A 16,379-nucleotide genomic window follows, 5' to 3' on the forward strand; every position below is an offset into this window, starting at 1 on the left:
CACATCCAGGGATTCAGGTTCGAGGAGATTTTAGTCATGGCTCAAGTGATTAATACAAACGTGATGTCGCTTAATGCGCAACGTAACTTAAACGGCTCACAAAAAACAATGCAATTAGCGATCCAACGTCTTTCATCAGGATTGCGCATTAACAGTGCAAAGGACGACGCAGCCGGTCTCTCTATTTCTGAACGTATGACTGCCCAAGTTCGGGGTATGAATCAGGCCATCCGTAATGCGAACGATGGTATTTCATTATCACAAACTGCTGAAGGTGCGATGCAGGAAACAACCAATATTTTGCAACGTATGCGGGAATTGGCATTGCAATCAGCAAACTCAACTAACAACTCCGGTGACCGTCAAGCCATTCAGGAGGAGGTTGACCAATTAAAGAGCGAGCTTGACAGGATTGCTACAAACACCGAGTTTAACGGCCAGCGGATCCTTGATGGCTCGTTCTCAAGTGCCAGCTTCCAGGTCGGGGCAAATGCTAACCAAACTATCACTTTCGCAGTGGGTAGTATTAAATCGTCTTCTATCGGAGGTATTGCGCAAGAAGTCGGAACGGAAGTCTCTGCAGCAGCAGCGACTGACATTACTATAGCTGTGGGTGGTGGTGCCGCATCTACAATTAATTCCAGTGCTGGCTTTACAGGCAATGCTTTCCAAGATGCTACTTCTGCCTATGCCAAAGCGGCTGCTATCAACGATGCAGGTATTGCAGGACTGTCAGTAACGGCATCTACTTCTGGTACACAAACATTAGGTGCTATTGGTGGTACTGCAGCAGATACTTATAACTTGTCAATTAATGGTGTGGCCATCTTTACCAACGAAGATGTATCTACGGCGTTAACTAATACCCAACTGCGTGATGCAATTAACTCCGCTAGCAGCCAAACTGGAGTAATAGCCAGCTTAAATGGCGGTGACCTCACACTCACAGCGAGTGATGGCCGTAACATTGATGTGACTGAAAGTGGTACTGGTTTCACCGCTGGTACAGATGGTATCACTGTAACGGGTGGTGATTTTGATGGTGTCCTACGTGGTAATCTTACACTGAGTGCTACCGACAGTATCTCCATCGGCGGTACAGTTGCCACCATAGGTCTTTCTGCCTCAATCGCCAGAGATGCAAGTGGTATTGATACCCTTGACGTAAGTACTGTTGATGGCGCACAAACCGCCATCCTGCGTTTAGACTCAGCGCTTTCTTCCGTGAGCTCTAACCGCGCCGCAATGGGTGCCCTGCAAAACCGATTTGAATCAACCATTGCGAACCTGCAGAACGTATCAGAAAACCTGTCTGCTGCACGAAGCCGAATTCAAGATGCTGACTTTGCAGCAGAAACAGCCAACCTGACTAAAGGGCAAATTCTGCAACAAGCTGGTACTGCCATGCTTGCCCAAGCGAATAGTTTGCCACAGTCTGTGTTGTCTTTGCTTGGATAGTAAGTACACACCATGCGGGCTTCAACCGCATGGTGTTTTTTTGTGTATGCCTTCAAAATTGGTGGCATAGAGGAGGTTTGTTGTCATGGATATTGAACTACAGAAACCAAACGCGATTTCGTTTGAATCTAATAAAATAAGCAGCGAGAAAATGGAGTTCAACAAAGGGCCTACCTCGACAACGCCAAAAGCTGCTGATACTAAATATTCAGTTGATGAAGTGACTGGCATTTTACAAGCGATTGTTACCGATAAATTATCCGAAGAAGTCATTCGTAAAATACCTGCAGACGAGTACTTGCAATTGTTATCATTAATTGATGAAATGATTAGTGGCTCTATTGATAAGCATGTTTGAGTACAGCACTTCGGCAACTAGTTACAGGTTAATTAGGAATGGATGTGGCCGTAACTCTCCACGAGACAATACATCCAGTATGGCTTACAACAGAATAAGGACATTATCGTGGCAGTCTCATCAGTCGGTTCAGGCCTTGATATTAAAGCAATCGTAGAAGCACTGGTAAAAGCAGATTTAACGCCAGCCCAGAACAGATTAAACAAGCAGGAAGCTAATTTTTCAACGCAGCTGTCAGCATTAGGGATGATAAAAAGTAGCCTTGCCAAAATGCAGACTACCATGGCCAAGTTGGCTGATATTTCTCAAGTCTATTCAATGAAAAGTACAGTAAGTGATGAAAGCATCCTTGCTGCCATCATTGGCAAAGAGGCGGCCTCAGGAGCCTATCAAATTGAAGTCAATCAGCTTGCCACAAAACAAAATTTAGCAACAACTGCCTTTGCCAGTTCAACATCCACGATAGGCAGCGGTAGTATCACCATCGATTTTGGCACTTATAGTGCAGATTACAGCAGCTTTACTGCTAATCCCGATAAAGACCCAGTGACAATTAACATAGCTCCAGGCTCCAATACGTTAACAGCAATTAGAGATGCGATAAACAATAGTAACTCCGGTGTGCAAGCAAGTATTATTCAAGACGGACAAGGGGCACGCCTGACTTTATTAAGCCCTGAAACAGGCAAGGCAATGGCTATGAAAATTACCGTTGTCGATGATGATGGGACTAATAATGATACCGCTGGATTATCTGCCCTTGCCTACGACCCGACTACAGGTATTAATTCGTTAACTCAAACGGTAGAGGCTAAAAATAGTGAGGTGATGATCAATGGGCTTTTATTAACGCAAAGCAGTAACCAGCTTAAAGATGCGATTGCAGGTATTACCCTTAATCTGAAGAAAGCCCAACCAGGTACTCTTGTTGATTTAAGAATTGAGAAAGATACAAATCAACTCAAAGCAATGGTCAATGAATTCGTTAAACAATATAACGACACTATTACAACCATTAATTCATTAACCTCTTATAATTCAGCAACCAAAAAAGGTGGGCTGATGCAAAGTGATACCGGTATTCGTAGCCTTAAATTAAATCTTAGTAAATTGATTAGTGAACCTGTAGGTGAATCTGGTAATGCAATTCGTTCCTTGGCAGACATTGGCATCACAACCAATGAAAAAGGTCTTCTTGTGATTAATGACACCAAGTTTACCGAGGCTCTTGATAATCACTATAACGATATTGGGACTCTTTTGGCCAAAACAGCCACAGCAACTGATGGCAATGTTCGCATAAAATCAGTAGGTACAACCGTTAAAGCTGGCAGCTACGATCTCGTAGTAGACAGTTTCACTCCGGGAGTTGACTTATCAGGGAAAATTGGAGGCGTCTATGCTTCCTCCAGTGATGGCCTGACTTTGTCAGGAACTGATAATTTTAAAGGTCTTGCAGTAGATATCCTTGCCGGAGGAACAGGCTCTCGAGGAAAAATTACTGTCACCGACGGTTTGGCCGCGAAATTTAATGATTTACTAAAAATCTATTTGGATGAGAAAAACGGTGAATTTTCTACCCGTACTGCACAATTGGATAAACGGGTTGAAGGAATTGCAAAAGAGCGTGAACAACTTGAAATGAGGGCAGAAATACTTACTAAACGCTATACGAAACAATTTGTTGCGCTGGATTCGCTTTTAGTAAGAATGCAGGGTACCAGTGACTTTTTAAGTCAACAACTTGCCAATTTACCGCAATTAAATAGGAAATAGCCATGAAAATACCGTACCAACAAGCGCTTGAGCAATATAAATCCATAGAGCTCCAAACTCGAATTGATACGGCGAGCCCCCATGAATTAATTCATTTATTGCTTCAAGGCGCACGCTCTCATATCGCAACAGCGCAAGGCAATATTCAACGCAATCAAATCAGTGAAAAAGGGGAACATATCAGTAAGTCGATCAGTATCATTGAAGGGCTTCGAAGCAGTCTTGATCATGAAAACGGTGGGGAAATTGCTGCAAATCTTGATAGACTTTATGAATATATTCAAAGAATTTTGTTAAAAGCCAACCTAGATAATGATGTTAATTTACTAACCCAAGCCAATACTTTATTAGCCGAAATTCACCAAGCATGGCAAGATATAAGGGAAAAGATAGACAAAGAGTAATAGTAACTATTCGGTACAATTCCATACCATTCGAAAATGGTACCACTCGTTAAGGATAGTTGTTATCTAATGTTTTTAGCAAGTTTTATTATTCATCCATGCCAAAAAATATTTAATACCTCACCAATAGTACAACTATGCTGTACACATAAACTGTGTGATTCATAGAGATCATTTCAATTTTTTCATAATCAAATCTGCATGATAATTGGCTATTTGGATGCGTTCATTGTCTATTCTATAGTTATTACTCACCTCTTCACTGAAGGGAGTTATTTCGCTAATTCAGCTACGATAGCCGAGGGAGGTTTTCCTCTTAGTGAACCATGAGGACGCTGTCAGTTATAAAAAAATTGCCATTGAGCTAGCTCTTCTCTAAGAGTTTCAAAGTCAGATAAATCTGTAATAGCGTAAAACTCTTCAAGATCTGTTTTTTGCGATCGCTCTATGAATCACACAAATAAGCTATAATAGTCTTTTCTTGTCAACAAATGAATCAATTCGCTTTACCCAGATGTATAATTCAACCCATATCTCGACTATATAGCTTGATGATGCGAAACAGTGGTATTAATTTGTAGCTCAGTATTGAGCGTTCTTAGTGTTCCTATTAAAAATTGTAAATCTTCTCGTGTGGCATGTGATTTTTTTTCCATCCTTTCTGGAGCTAGATAGGTTAATAAAAGGTCTACCATAAATTGATTATAAGAATTAGGTTTCATTTTATTACTAATGTGTTCCTCTAGAACATCAGACAAAGCCGTAATCGTATTGGATCCTAATTTTTCAATGCGAGAAATAGCAAGACTAAAATTACTGTATTCCTTAAATCCATCATGGGCAACACTGCCACTATAAAGCTGGTGGTATAATATAAAAGAATGATTAACAAAAGCTTGAATTTTTCGTTCAAAGCTTGTTAATTTATTGTCAGATTCTTCCTCATAGTAGTCATTATGCAATGCCTGAATAACATCAACTAAAGCCGACATTTTTTTTTCTTCTTCATAGCTTACGACTTGTTCTTCAGTTTCTAAAATGAATGGAGCCGTTGGGATATACCCGGCAGGGAGAATTTGCTTATGATTAGCAATATACTCTTCGGATATTTGCAGATAAGTATTAATTATATCATAAAAGTTCTTAGTCTGATCCCGCGCAGAATACATACTCTCTGAAGGAGCAAGGTGGGGATCTTTGACTACTTTGGAACCCAATATCTTGGAAAGCTCTTCTGATGCTTTGCGTTGCTCTTCTGTAAGAAATGCATTTTCGTGTTTTAATTCTAAATGAGGTTCTAATTTTTGTTTAAATTCTTCTTTATAATTTTCGAAGGGACTGTCATTTCCATTACTGTATTTTTTTGAGCTAGACATTTGACTTCTTAGAGGTATAGTTTTATCTCCAGCTCTCCTTAAGATCATATGATAGGGGCTATAATGCTCCCCTTGCCGTTGTTTGCCAGGCGTTATCTTCCACCCTGTATAATTTAATAATTTATCGACAAGATTGCTTAACATTGAAGGTATATGATATTTTTCAAGAATAACTGATTTCATAGATTTAAAACTGTTACTATTTACAACTCGTAGTTGAACATTCTGCGCTCTAAATTGGGTAGCAACCGCCTCTGCAACTGCAGCCCTCATGCAATTGCCTTGAAGTATGATATCGTCAGGTTTTATACCTTTTTGCAGTAAATCATTTACCATGGCAATGCCTGAATTCACCAAATCATTAAACTCTAAAACTTCTCCGGTACTGCTATACATTCCTGGATAGTTAAACGCATGAATGGTGGCTCCAGATTTTATTTGTTGTTTTATCATGCTGGGAACAAATCCCTCGTAAAACTGCTGACTTCCAAGGAAATTAAGAATGTGTTTTCCAGCCCCAGGAAGCTTGTTATTTTTATTTATAGGAGACAAGCTAATACTATCTAATTTGCAAAAATTTCCTCTTACATCCTGACTCATAACAAAATTACGTTCAGCTTTAATATTTTCCCAGCCTTTCTTTATTATATTATTATTAATAGCTTTCTTTGAAAACATACTTTCGGCATATTCTTCAAAGGTTTTATAACCCTTAAAGGCGTACCAATCTCGTTTTATCGTGGGAAATAAAATATTTGTCATAATCCTTTGCATTTTTCTCTGAATTGAAAAAGACTCACGTCTATGCTGATTATGTATAGAAGATACCATCTCATCACTTGTAAAATAATTACACTTTCAATTTATTATAGCTAAGTAATCATGAAGTATTGGTAAAGCTTGATTGACAATAATGGGCTAGGATAATTTATTGACTCTGACATGGACAACGATAGTTTTACATATGAATTAATTAATTTGGGTGATTATTTTTGAAGTTTTTTTTAATTACAATGTATTCTTTTTTTAATCGTAAAGTTGTATGTCCATTCCATTTCGATAGGCAGTAATCGATATCGAAACCACTGGCCTAAAAGTGACACGCGATAAATCATTGAACTCGCTGTTATCATACTAAGCGAAAAAGGCATTGAAAAAACTTGGGCTACTTTGATTAACCCGAAAATCACGATTACTAATCCAGAGGTAAAATCTGCCCTTCCCTTTGAAGCCATTGCTTCTGATTTATTTGATTTTGCTGAATGATTGTATTTGGTAGCACACAATGCGCTATTTGATTATGGATTTTTAAAAAATGCATTTAAACAATGTGGCTATCGGTTACCAATCCAAAGTGCTTTGAACTCTAAAATTAGCGAGAAGTTGTTATCCCTTGCTTTCCCATTATGATTTAAGCTCACTGCTTCAATTAAATTTATCACAAGACCAAAGGCATCAAGCGGCAAGTGATGTGCAACTTCTTACAGAAAACGTTTAAGGAATTTACGCCTTTAACCCTCTAGTAAAAGCAAAAGCCATTTATAATGAGTCCGTAAACCTTCTAAACTCATTACCGATTTAAATACCCCCTATCAACCTGGTGTTATTTTTTTACAAGGATAAAAATGATTTACCCATTTGTTTTCTTGGAGAACCTCATTAAAAGAAGAATTGCTCATCCTTGTAAACAAAAATGAATCTCAGTGCCTAGACCGAGATACCTACAAAAATTAAATGCTTTTCTAAATGAACCCGATAATCAATATAAACTCATTGGCCTACATCAAATATGCGTATTAAACCCAGCATGTACTAATATTAAGATAATGTCATTAATAGGGATATTTATGCGACGCATTTTTATACATTTACCCACTTCGACGGATCAGCAAAAGAGCGATTATCTCCTGCATAACCAAAAAATTGCTGAGAAATTAAATCAGGATATGGTCGTTATGGCAAAGCCCGAGACGCTGGACTTATTACCACTCCAAGAAGCAGCAAGCATATACCAATGGGGTGATGTTCCTATACTGCCAGTAGAGCAAGTTCGGGTGAGCTTTATGGGGCACGGGAGACGTAATGGTTTTGGGGATTTCGAGTCCTCTAACGAATTTTTTGAGTTTCTGATCAGGCTTAAAGAACAAAATCCTCAGGTAACAGACATAGAGCTTTTCTCGTGTAATGTGGGCTTGACCACAGAAGACAATAGGGGTTTTGCCGCAGAAGTATCGGAGTTAGTTGATAATAACCCTGATTTATTTCCTGGAGGGCTAGCGCTTCATGCGTTTAGATTTGAAGATGATGGGCTTGGGAATTATTTTTTGGTGACGCCTATAGATATAGAAACAGATAAAATTAGTTTTGGTTTTTCAAAAACAAGTGGGGAGTGGGAACAGTTAAATAAAAAATTGGGGGATTTATTAGGGGTAAAACACACCATCGGGGCTATCGAGCTACTTAATAGAAACGAGCAATACTCATCCCGTCAAAAGCGCTCTTTAAACATACCTTTAGGCTATCGTCTGTCGGATATATTTGAGGTAAGAAAAGAGTATTACAACAGTCAGAATTACGAAGAGCATCTGACAGCACTATCAATTCTTAAAGAAATGATAGAATTATGCCAAGTTTCAGGATTAAAGTTGTCCCCCCACCCAAGTCTGGGAAATTCTTTTGATTACATGGTAGAAAATGCAAGTTCCTTACGGTTAACGGATGAGCGCTTAGAAATAAGCTATTCGGATAGCCATCCAGAACTACTTGACGAAGGGGCCTGTCAAACGTTACTTAACCAGCTTAGTATATACGACCTCAATATAAACATACCCGGTACAAAAATAAATATTAATAAAAATGGCGATATGAGTGGAAAACAATTTCTTTCCTTCAGCCATACCGATTTAGGTCGGATAACACTAAACCTGGATATAGAAGCCAGGCATACTCAAGAGCAAATGCAAGAAATCATTACGGCTAACCGGATTCCAGTTAAAAATAACTGTAATAGTTATGATATAACTAACCTAAGCAGTGTTTTGGTTAGTTTTACAAGTGCCAATCAAGAGGTGTCAGAATTAACCATCAAAACCAGAAAGTTGTATGATGCTATTGGCCAATACCGAATCAAACTGGAAGATGATATTCGGCGCGACGACCCTCTTGCGAGAAGTATAGCGAAAAATCTGTTTATTCTGTGGAATAAGAATATTCAGGAGGAATCCAAAGCCGAAGCAAGACAACTAAGAAACGAGAAGTTTGAGCTGTTGTTTTGGGCACAACATTATTTATCGATGCCCAGTAGCCAGGAGGCCTATAATCAATTTCATGAAATTCTTAGTAACTGCTCAGAAGATACCCTAAATTATGGAAATAACACCAAATCTTTAGCTAAAAAACTCACTGAATTAGCTGAAAATGACTATCATTTAGAAAGACCTGTGTGTTTACACAGTAATTATACCGACCGGGAATCAAAGAGCTCAAACCCCACATGAACGTTTCTAATACCTGGAACAATTATTTTAAATATCAGACCTAATAAAGACACCAAAAATGATTGGTAATCCATTACGTGATAAGAGCGACTTTTAGCCAGCCCTCTTTTCGTGTATCGAATTATTTATAAGCTTCAATCACCTTATCTAAGGGTTTCTTTGAGTTAAGATTGTTAATGGGTTAAGTCATCAAAAAATTTTTACTGATTATTCAAGATATTTAAACATTTTTGATAAGAAACGGTCAATTTGCGCTATTTACAAGCGCGCTTTACCGCCCTCTATCATTTGATTAGTGTCACAATAATTATAACAACGGGGGCAGTGAGTTGTGGGGGTAGAAGAGTAGGAGCAGGACGTCCCGCAGGCAGTAATAAATATGGCGAAGCGACAAAAACCATTCGTGTTCCCATTTCACGTATTCATGAAATCAAGCACTACTTGCTAGAGCAACCCAGAGGCATTCCCCTTATAGCTCAAAAGTTCGAGCAGGTTTCCCCCTCTCCGGCTGATGATTATATCGAATCTTATCTCGATTTAAACAAACATTTAATAAAACACCCTGCTTCCACCTTCTTTGCGTGCAGCACTTTTAATTTATCAACTGACTCGTTAGGGACTAATTTGGACACCTGTATTCTAACGAAGAACCCGAGGTTTATGATACCTAATCGTCTTCTCTCAGAACATTCGAATAAAGATTCCATAGGAGTTTCTATCGTTTTACCGGAGCGAATTTCCGCATGTGCCAAAATATTTAAACTTCCCAAGTTTAAAACAGAATCTGTCTTGCAGGACATTGAAATTAATAAACATTCATTACAAACCATTGCCGATGAATTAGAGGTGAATGTGGATTGGCTTTTGGGAAAGAAACTCAAAAAACCACTAGAAGAACCCTTCTAGTGGTGTAAGAAATTAACGTTGGTATCGACCTGGTTGGTCTTTCTTTTCACCTTGTCCAGGTTGATGACCTTGTTTTTGACCACCTTGGCCAGGGGCTTGTTTCCGTTCATCGGGATTTTGTCCCATATTGCGGCCACCTTGACCTTGCTGGTTTTGATTCATGCGTTCTTTATCGTCCCTGTTCATGATTATCTCCTTTTATTGATAGGGTGAATCAAGTATAGAACAGAAAAAATAAACTGTTAGAAGAAAACAGGAAGATAGTTCAAATAAATAGTACGAGTGAAAAAAATTAAATCCCATCTTTTCTTTTTGTTTACCCTAATAAGGGCTTTTAAAGCGGTTGAAAATAACTATTTTTGCTATTCTATAATCGTGATTAGAAATCTTGCACGGCTAATACTTCAAGCAAGGGACTCAAAAGAGAGTATGGTGAGCATGCTTTTCAAGGTAAAAGAAGCCTAAAATACTTTCGGTGAACCCACGTTAAGCGATGAACCGCTGCAAGATCTAACCCACCATCTTATATACCAAAACCCTGGGATGAGATGTTTTCTTGAATTTGTGACAAAAAAAGGGGGTGTCTAGCTCCAATTATTCCCCTATGTTTGATTAGTAATATACAACACGATATATTCATCCAAGTTAAATCTAAGTAACTATTCTGCAACATGCCTGAAAAAATCTATTGGGTTTATATTTTGCGCTGTAGCAATCAAAGCTATTACACAGGATATACAGATAATCTTGAAAAACGGTTTTTAGAACACCTTACAGGCAAAGGAAGTAAATATACGAGAAGCTTCAAACCTCTCTCAATTGCTCAAAGCTGGGAAATAAAGGGCAATAAAAGAAAGGCTATGCGCATTGAACGTTATATCAAAACACTTTCAAAAACACAAAAAGAGGAACTTGTTCAAAACCCAAATTCTAAACTCTTAATTAATATGCTATCCAATGAATTTTAGAGCTTTGAATGAGAGAGGTTTTTTAATCAATAGTTAAAAGGAGATTCAATGCAAACTAAGATAGAAGTAAGTAAAACAGCGAAGCCTGTTATGGCCGTCAAATATGTTACTTCTCAGCCTTCATTTTGGCAAAAAATGAGTTATGGTAATCGCCAAACGCCTCTTGCACATAATGAGTCTGCTCGACTCTTTTTAAATGAGGAAGATATAAATAATGCCGAAAAAAGGCCAGACATTAAGCAGATTAAAACAGTTAGCTCTCGCGAAAGATGGATTAATAAACAATATGAAAAATATATAAAAGAAAACAATTACCAACAAGTTATTATATTAGGAGCCGGATTTGATATAAGAGCTTATAAAAAAAATATAGAAAATCAAAAGGATAAAAAAAATGCGCCTAAATATGCTCAAGTAAGATTCTGGGAAATTGATAAAGCTGAAATTTTAGATGAGAAAGAGAACATATTTAAAGGTCATGGACTCGACAAAAATGCTACTTACTTAAGAGCTGATTACACTAAAGAAGATTTTATACAAATATTAACCTCTTCGAATATTGATTTTCAGTTACCCACCCTCATTATTTGGGAGGGGAATACAATGTACTTAGAGAAGGAACAAATACTTCTGGTTATTCAGAAATTAAAATTGGCTTTCTCTGAGTTTTCTTTATTATTTGACTATTTTGAACAAAAGACTATCGATTCTTTAGCTCCCAATTCAGTATTGAAGAACTTATGGAAAACTGGCATTAATGACATTAATGAATTTGTAAAACAAAATGATTTAATGGTATTAACTTCTCAAAACATTGGAGAACTAGAAATACACTATGGCGTAGATAATGCTCCATGCGAACGAGCAATGCAATATTCTCTTTGTGATATAGGACAACGTCCTTTCTAACCTACCTTCGCTACCATACAATTTTTTATGGTAGCTTTTAAGTAATTATTTCCTTCTCAATAGTTTTGAACTAATTTAAAGCCAAATAGAACAGTACTTTGATTGCTTTAAGTTAAGAGATTCTTTGCAGAATACTCATCAAGTTCGCAGAAAAAAATTAATGAGTTGGATAAATCCCATTACAATTCTCACAATTCCATGGGTTAATTGGATCTGCCCTGAAACAATATAAAATTAAAACTTGATGGATAGTGACCATGTCGCTCTTCATAATCAATTGGCTCAATAATAAGGATTATAATTGTTCGAGTCGCCATACTTGGGATGATTTATAAACACAATTCTAACTATTAACTTTATATAATGTTTGACAAGCTATGCACAGATTTATCCACAGATTTTGTGGATAAATCAATGGAAGAATTGTTCTTGTATCAAGAATAAGAGTCCTTGCCAGCAAAGGAGTTTAATTAATATTGAAAGAATGTATTGAGAAATTAATGCTAAAATTTAAGATAAATATCCACAAGATGTGGTGAGAATAAAAAACGTAACTGCGGACAGACATATTAACAAATAAATTCTAAAAAAACAGTCTTGACGTTCAAGTATTTTTAGAAACTTATTTTTATCTCAGGCAATCTAGTCTAAAAAAGAACCTTCTGATTGATTCAAACTTGCTCTGCTCGAAAATGAATACCTTTTAAAGGCTGTGATTTCACTTTGCCGTAAGGCATCTGAAGCACCGACCCGACAATAGATTTGTTCGTCTAACCATGCTTTTTCATCGGTCAGTTGGTCCTTAGGAATAATGGACCACCCACATTTTGGCAGTCTGCCTGTCCCATCTGACCAACGATAATTTCTTAAATTGAGTAAGTCCTTTTTTATCAAATGCTGCATTTTCAGGTTTTTTTGCTTCGACTTTTGATTTTAATTCTTCAAAAGCTCCTTGTCCCTGCAAGAGAAGATTAATGTAGCCCAACAATCGACAATGGCCCGATGCCCTTCATAGAAATAACCCAATTTAAAGTTTAAGTATTCTAATTTGCTGCTTTCGTATCCCCTATTGCGCCAATCAATTATTTACACTCCAGCACCGAATAAGTCCATTCATCGCTCCTGAATAGCTTTATCAACCTTATCAGAAGGATATTCTACTTTTACTTGCCCTGAATGCCCTATTGAAAATCGAGGGTAATATATCATTCGAAACCTCTGACATTACGTACTGTAAATAAACATTTTTAATCGAAATTAAGTTAGTCTTTTGAAAATTATGTATTTTTTACCCTGTTTTTTTATATTTGACTGCGTTTAGAGTGAGGAGTATTTGTCAAAAAAAGGTTCAAAGGTCTAAAATTAGAAAATGAAGGGCTATTTTTTAAGCTTATGTTTTAGCGAAGGAGTTAAAAAAAATCGCTCAAAGTAGGAGTATAACACTCAAAAAGTATGGATACTTCAATCGTTATGGATAGCGTAAGGAGGAAGCATGTTAGGATGGGCATTAACTTTCTTAATTATTGCACTCATTGCAGCTGCTTTTGGATTTGGTGGTATAGCTTCAGCAGCAGCCGGTATAGCAAAAGTGTTGTTTTTCATATTCCTGGTTATCTTTGTTGTTCTATTGATAATGGGATTAGTGGGTAGAGGACCCCCACCTCCAGTTTAACTATTTAATCCCTAACTAGACCCTAGGTATTTGCCTAGGGTCTTTACTTTTAATAATCGCCTTTCAAGTTGAAAATTTAAATAAAGTTTTTTTGCGATGTGCCGTTAAAAAGATCACCAGTACTAAAAATTGGAATCATCATGAGAAGCTTAATTATAATAATAATGATGACGACAGTTACCACTGCCTGGTCGTATACACGTTACGGAGAAACTTTATGCAACCATCCCGATTTTTTCTGCATCCAAATTAAATCAGGTCAAACCTGGAGTAATTTGTTCCCTAATAGTGAAGCTAGAGATATCATCAAACGAATTAACCGCATGAATATTCGTCTTCGTCCAGGAATAACCATTGCAATTCCCAAAAACCTTGATCGTATTACCATTTATGACGTTTCCCCTTTCCCTCGTTACATTGAATCGGATGGGGAAAAAACGATTTATGTCAGTCAGGAAAAACTGGCCTGGGGGGCTTACGATGAAGATGGGGAACTTTTATGGTGGGGTCCAATTTCTTCAGGAATTGATCAATGTCGGGTCGTAGGAGGCTGTTCTACGCCTACTGGTTCGTATCGAATTATTCGAAAACAAGATATTGATTGCGTCTCTACTGCTTTCCCTAGACGTTCTGATGGAAACCACGGCGGTGCTGAAATGCCATTTTGCATGCACTTTTTCCGTGGCTATGCGCTTCATGGTAGTGAAGAAGTACCAGGCTATCGTGCTAGTCATGGTTGTATACGTCTTTTTACTGAAGACGCACGCTGGCTCAATGAAGAGTTTGTTGATATTCCCGGCGGTGGTATTAAAGGAACGCGGGTAATTATTGGTGGTATTAATGATAAATCTTTAGAATAAATAATGATTCCAAATCCAGAAACAGTAGGATCAAATTATCAACATCCTATTTAAACTCTAAAAAGGCGTGGATTTAAGTGGGGTAGGAGGTGGCGGAGCCCGTTTCAAATCTGGTTTTTCCTCGTTTGTTTCAGTGGGCAGTGTCTCTTCTTGTTGTCGCTTCTCTGGTGATGTAATTTCCATGGAAGATTTTACGGGTTTACCCATTTTATCTACCATCGTAGCCGAGGAAGAACACTGACGTTTTTCCTCAATGCCATTATATAGATCATATAAAGAAAAAAGACGTCCATTACTTAATGCACCATGATACTCACGCAAACTCACCCTTTTCCCATTCAGGTTATCAAGTAACGCTTGGGCAGCCTCTTTTTTATCATCCTTTGAAAAACCAAGCTTAAGGCGGCTGTGATAATCTGCTTCTTTATCGCGATGATTGATGTAGGTTTCCAAAGCTTTTTTAAGGAACATGGTTTGAACATCGGGCTCACATTTATGACGAATGAATAGTGATAATAATGAATTTTCTTGAATATCATTCATTGATAAATCGGTTTTAGGTAATAATTTAGGAATTAAATTAGTATGGCCACCTTGGCAAGCACTGATTAAAGGGGTAACTCCATCGGTAGATCTTAAATTGCAATCTGCCGAACGCTCAAGCAAGAGATCCACCATGGCAACATTGCCTTTAAAAGCAGCCATATGCAAGGCACTACGTTTAGTAAAATTTACTTGGTTACAATTCACTCCTCTATCAAGAAGTGTTTTTAGCAAATTCTCTTTTCCACTTAATGCAGCACCAATTAGAGGTGAAATTCCTTCATTCAGGTCAGCACCATTTTTAAGGAGCAAATCAACCATTGTTTCATTGCCAGCAGTACAAGCATGAAACAGCGCAGTAAAATTTGCTTTATCAACGTCGTTAATACTCTCTTTTTTAGTAGCGATTAATTGATTAAAAAAAGCGACTGCAGCATCACTATCATTCGTACCCGCTACTGCTAGATTAAAGTATGGCATGTCAAACGACGCTTCCAGGGCGGCACCAAAACGGGGGTGACTCGAAAGCTTGTCAATTAGAGCAAAATTCTGACTTTGCGCAGCCATAAGGAATGGATGAGCAATGAACTTATTGGCATTCAATTTAGCAGAGGCTTCAGGATTATTTAATAGGAAATCAACAGCCTCTTCTGACCCATGAAAACAAGCAATCTCCAAAGGTGTAAGTCTTCCTGCATCAGTCTGATTGACATCAATTTTTGTAAAGTCCATTTTCTTTAAGGCATCAATATCGTTGTGGATTATCGCATGGTGCATCAGCGTTCTACCTGCTTTATCCGGAGTTAAACTCGATGAGAAATTTTTTACCTGCAGGGGTTCAAGCAATAATTTTTTTGAAGGATTAGTAAAAATATCGGTTGTTAGGACTAATTCTTTGCCTCCTGTAAACCTGCTATGCCAAGGCATTTTATTCCAGAAGCTATCATTATTTAACTTTTCGGCAAGCTGCTTACTACTAAAAATTTTTCCATAGTCACTTAGATAATTAGTATCAATGAGTTCAAATTGATTTTCCCCAACCACACGGGCAGCTACGGTGTGATTATTCGCCGAAAAAAGAATGGCAGTCTCTGTTTTCCCATTTAATTGTTGGCTCACTGCATTAAGGTGGGCAGTTAATTTCCCCAAGGTGTATTGGTTGGTAGCATGAAAGGCTCGAACTAATCCACCCTTTTTTTCAAGCTCTTTAGATTGAAGATAAGTTGAAACTGGCACTGTTGATGTCTGTTGCAGGTTTTTCTCAAATGCTTCTGCAGCAACCAGAGGATTAAGATAAGCGGCAACTCCCTCAAAAAATGCAGGAATTTCAAGAAGCTTTTTTTGTTCTTCACTCAAAGGTTGTGAAGGGTTGTTTTTTACATAAGTCCTGACCTCATCCACTTCCTTTTTAAGCGCTTCAGGATTGTTCGCAAATTTATCAAGAAAATTTAACCGAGTATTAAATTCATGCAATTGATTACTGGCAACCGCTTGTACCCACATCGTGGAAAAACCGTGACATAATCCTTCTGCGGTAATAAATTTTTCATAACCAAAGGCATGACTAAGGCGAATTAACTGCTGATGGTTCATTATTCTCGCTTAATCACAAACATTTTTAAGATATAGACTATTTAACTCAGCATTACCAA

General features: G+C 37.7%; 14 protein-coding genes and 1 pseudogene. 10 read left to right on the plus strand and 5 right to left on the minus strand.

Annotation, left to right across the window (positions count from 1 at the left end; genetic code table 11):
* Positions 1 to 36 precede the first annotated feature (36 nt).
* The 4 genes from Ljam_RS04365 (at position 37) to fliS (ending at position 3,996) form a co-directional block, all read left to right on the plus strand.
* Entirely contained in the window at positions 37 to 1,458 is a 1,422-nt protein-coding gene (locus Ljam_RS04365; RefSeq protein WP_058448905.1) for a flagellin N-terminal helical domain-containing protein, read from the plus strand.
* An 85-nt stretch (positions 1,459 to 1,543) separates the two neighbouring features.
* Positions 1,544 to 1,816 (plus strand): flagellar protein FlaG, encoded by a 273-nt coding sequence (locus Ljam_RS04370; protein ID WP_058448906.1) that lies wholly within the window; start codon positions 1,544 to 1,546, stop codon positions 1,814 to 1,816.
* 108 nt (positions 1,817 to 1,924) lie between these two features.
* Entirely contained in the window at positions 1,925 to 3,592 is a 1,668-nt protein-coding gene (gene fliD / locus Ljam_RS04375) for a flagellar filament capping protein FliD (RefSeq protein ID WP_238583692.1), read from the plus strand.
* A gap of 2 nt (positions 3,593 to 3,594) precedes the next feature.
* Complete coding sequence (gene fliS, locus Ljam_RS04380; RefSeq protein WP_058448908.1) at positions 3,595 to 3,996, plus strand: flagellar export chaperone FliS; 402 nt, start codon at positions 3,595 to 3,597, stop codon at positions 3,994 to 3,996.
* Between the two features lie 171 nt (positions 3,997 to 4,167).
* On the opposite strand, the pseudogene Ljam_RS15635 reads toward fliS, so the two are convergent.
* Positions 4,168 to 4,445, minus strand: a pseudogene (locus Ljam_RS15635) (integrase core domain-containing protein); the annotation flags it as partial.
* Positions 4,446 to 4,535: 90 nt separating this feature from the next.
* Positions 4,536 to 6,203, minus strand: coding sequence for a Dot/Icm T4SS effector alpha/beta hydrolase (gene sdbB, locus Ljam_RS04385; protein ID WP_338011347.1), 1,668 nt, complete (start codon positions 6,201 to 6,203; stop codon positions 4,536 to 4,538).
* A 1,016-nt stretch (positions 6,204 to 7,219) separates the two neighbouring features.
* Between sdbB and Ljam_RS04390 the strand changes: the two genes are divergently transcribed.
* Positions 7,220 to 8,869, plus strand: a complete 1,650-nt coding sequence (locus Ljam_RS04390) for a hypothetical protein (protein ID WP_058448910.1) — start codon at positions 7,220 to 7,222, stop codon at positions 8,867 to 8,869.
* Between the two features lie 249 nt (positions 8,870 to 9,118).
* Entirely contained in the window at positions 9,119 to 9,775 is a 657-nt protein-coding gene (locus Ljam_RS15465) for a hypothetical protein (protein ID WP_058448911.1), read from the plus strand.
* Between the two features lie 12 nt (positions 9,776 to 9,787).
* Here the strand turns inward: Ljam_RS15465 and Ljam_RS15130 are convergent, their stop codons facing one another.
* Entirely contained in the window at positions 9,788 to 9,961 is a 174-nt protein-coding gene (locus tag Ljam_RS15130) for a hypothetical protein (RefSeq protein ID WP_156411911.1), read from the minus strand.
* Positions 9,962 to 10,446: 485 nt separating this feature from the next.
* On the opposite strand from Ljam_RS15130, the gene Ljam_RS04400 reads away from it, so the two are divergent.
* Both Ljam_RS04400 and Ljam_RS04405 read left to right on the plus strand, forming a co-directional pair.
* Complete coding sequence (locus Ljam_RS04400) at positions 10,447 to 10,743, plus strand: GIY-YIG nuclease family protein (protein WP_058448912.1); 297 nt, start codon at positions 10,447 to 10,449, stop codon at positions 10,741 to 10,743.
* 48 nt (positions 10,744 to 10,791) lie between these two features.
* Entirely contained in the window at positions 10,792 to 11,652 is an 861-nt protein-coding gene (locus tag Ljam_RS04405) for a class I SAM-dependent methyltransferase (protein WP_058448913.1), read from the plus strand.
* A 642-nt stretch (positions 11,653 to 12,294) separates the two neighbouring features.
* Here the strand turns inward: Ljam_RS04405 and Ljam_RS14890 are convergent.
* Positions 12,295 to 12,555 (minus strand): hypothetical protein, encoded by a 261-nt coding sequence (locus tag Ljam_RS14890; RefSeq protein ID WP_074881773.1) that lies wholly within the window; start codon positions 12,553 to 12,555, stop codon positions 12,295 to 12,297.
* 589 nt (positions 12,556 to 13,144) lie between these two features.
* Between Ljam_RS14890 and Ljam_RS04415 the strand changes: the two genes are divergently transcribed.
* Both Ljam_RS04415 and Ljam_RS04420 read left to right on the plus strand, forming a co-directional pair.
* Positions 13,145 to 13,324, plus strand: a complete 180-nt coding sequence (locus Ljam_RS04415; RefSeq protein WP_058448915.1) for a DUF1328 domain-containing protein — start codon at positions 13,145 to 13,147, stop codon at positions 13,322 to 13,324.
* A gap of 140 nt (positions 13,325 to 13,464) precedes the next feature.
* The gene (locus tag Ljam_RS04420) at positions 13,465 to 14,184 is read left to right on the plus strand and encodes a L,D-transpeptidase (protein ID WP_058448916.1); all 720 of its coding nucleotides are present in this window, start codon (positions 13,465 to 13,467) and stop codon (positions 14,182 to 14,184) included.
* A gap of 57 nt (positions 14,185 to 14,241) precedes the next feature.
* On the opposite strand, the gene Ljam_RS04425 is transcribed toward Ljam_RS04420, so the two are convergent.
* Positions 14,242 to 16,320: an ankyrin repeat domain-containing protein gene (locus tag Ljam_RS04425; protein WP_058448917.1), complete on the minus strand. Its 2,079-nt coding sequence runs from the start codon at positions 16,318 to 16,320 to the stop codon at positions 14,242 to 14,244.
* Between the last annotated feature and the right edge of the window lie 59 nt (positions 16,321 to 16,379).

Source organism: Legionella jamestowniensis (genome assembly GCF_001467745.1).
GTDB lineage: Bacteria > Pseudomonadota > Gammaproteobacteria > Legionellales > Legionellaceae > Tatlockia > Tatlockia jamestowniensis.

Bases quoted from the DNA above. Each gene is read 5' to 3' on its own strand.
- Ljam_RS15130 (WP_156411911.1), bottom strand. From the start codon at position 9,961: ATGAACAGGGACGATAAAGAACGCATGAATCAAAACCAGCAAGGTCAA.
- Ljam_RS14890 (WP_074881773.1), bottom strand. From the start codon at position 12,555: ATGCAGCATTTGATAAAAAAGGACTTACTCAATTTAAGAAATTATCGT.
- Ljam_RS04420 (WP_058448916.1), top strand. From the start codon at position 13,465: ATGAGAAGCTTAATTATAATAATAATGATGACGACAGTTACCACTGCC.
- Ljam_RS04415 (WP_058448915.1), top strand. From the start codon at position 13,145: ATGTTAGGATGGGCATTAACTTTCTTAATTATTGCACTCATTGCAGCT.
- Ljam_RS04405 (WP_058448913.1), top strand. From the start codon at position 10,792: ATGCAAACTAAGATAGAAGTAAGTAAAACAGCGAAGCCTGTTATGGCC.
- Ljam_RS04400 (WP_058448912.1), top strand. From the start codon at position 10,447: ATGCCTGAAAAAATCTATTGGGTTTATATTTTGCGCTGTAGCAATCAA.
- Ljam_RS04390 (WP_058448910.1), top strand. From the start codon at position 7,220: ATGCGACGCATTTTTATACATTTACCCACTTCGACGGATCAGCAAAAG.
- Ljam_RS04370 (WP_058448906.1), top strand. From the start codon at position 1,544: ATGGATATTGAACTACAGAAACCAAACGCGATTTCGTTTGAATCTAAT.
- Ljam_RS04365 (WP_058448905.1), top strand. From the start codon at position 37: ATGGCTCAAGTGATTAATACAAACGTGATGTCGCTTAATGCGCAACGT.
- fliS (WP_058448908.1), top strand. From the start codon at position 3,595: ATGAAAATACCGTACCAACAAGCGCTTGAGCAATATAAATCCATAGAG.
- sdbB (WP_338011347.1), bottom strand. From the start codon at position 6,203: ATGGTATCTTCTATACATAATCAGCATAGACGTGAGTCTTTTTCAATT.
- Ljam_RS04425 (WP_058448917.1), bottom strand. From the start codon at position 16,320: ATGAACCATCAGCAGTTAATTCGCCTTAGTCATGCCTTTGGTTATGAA.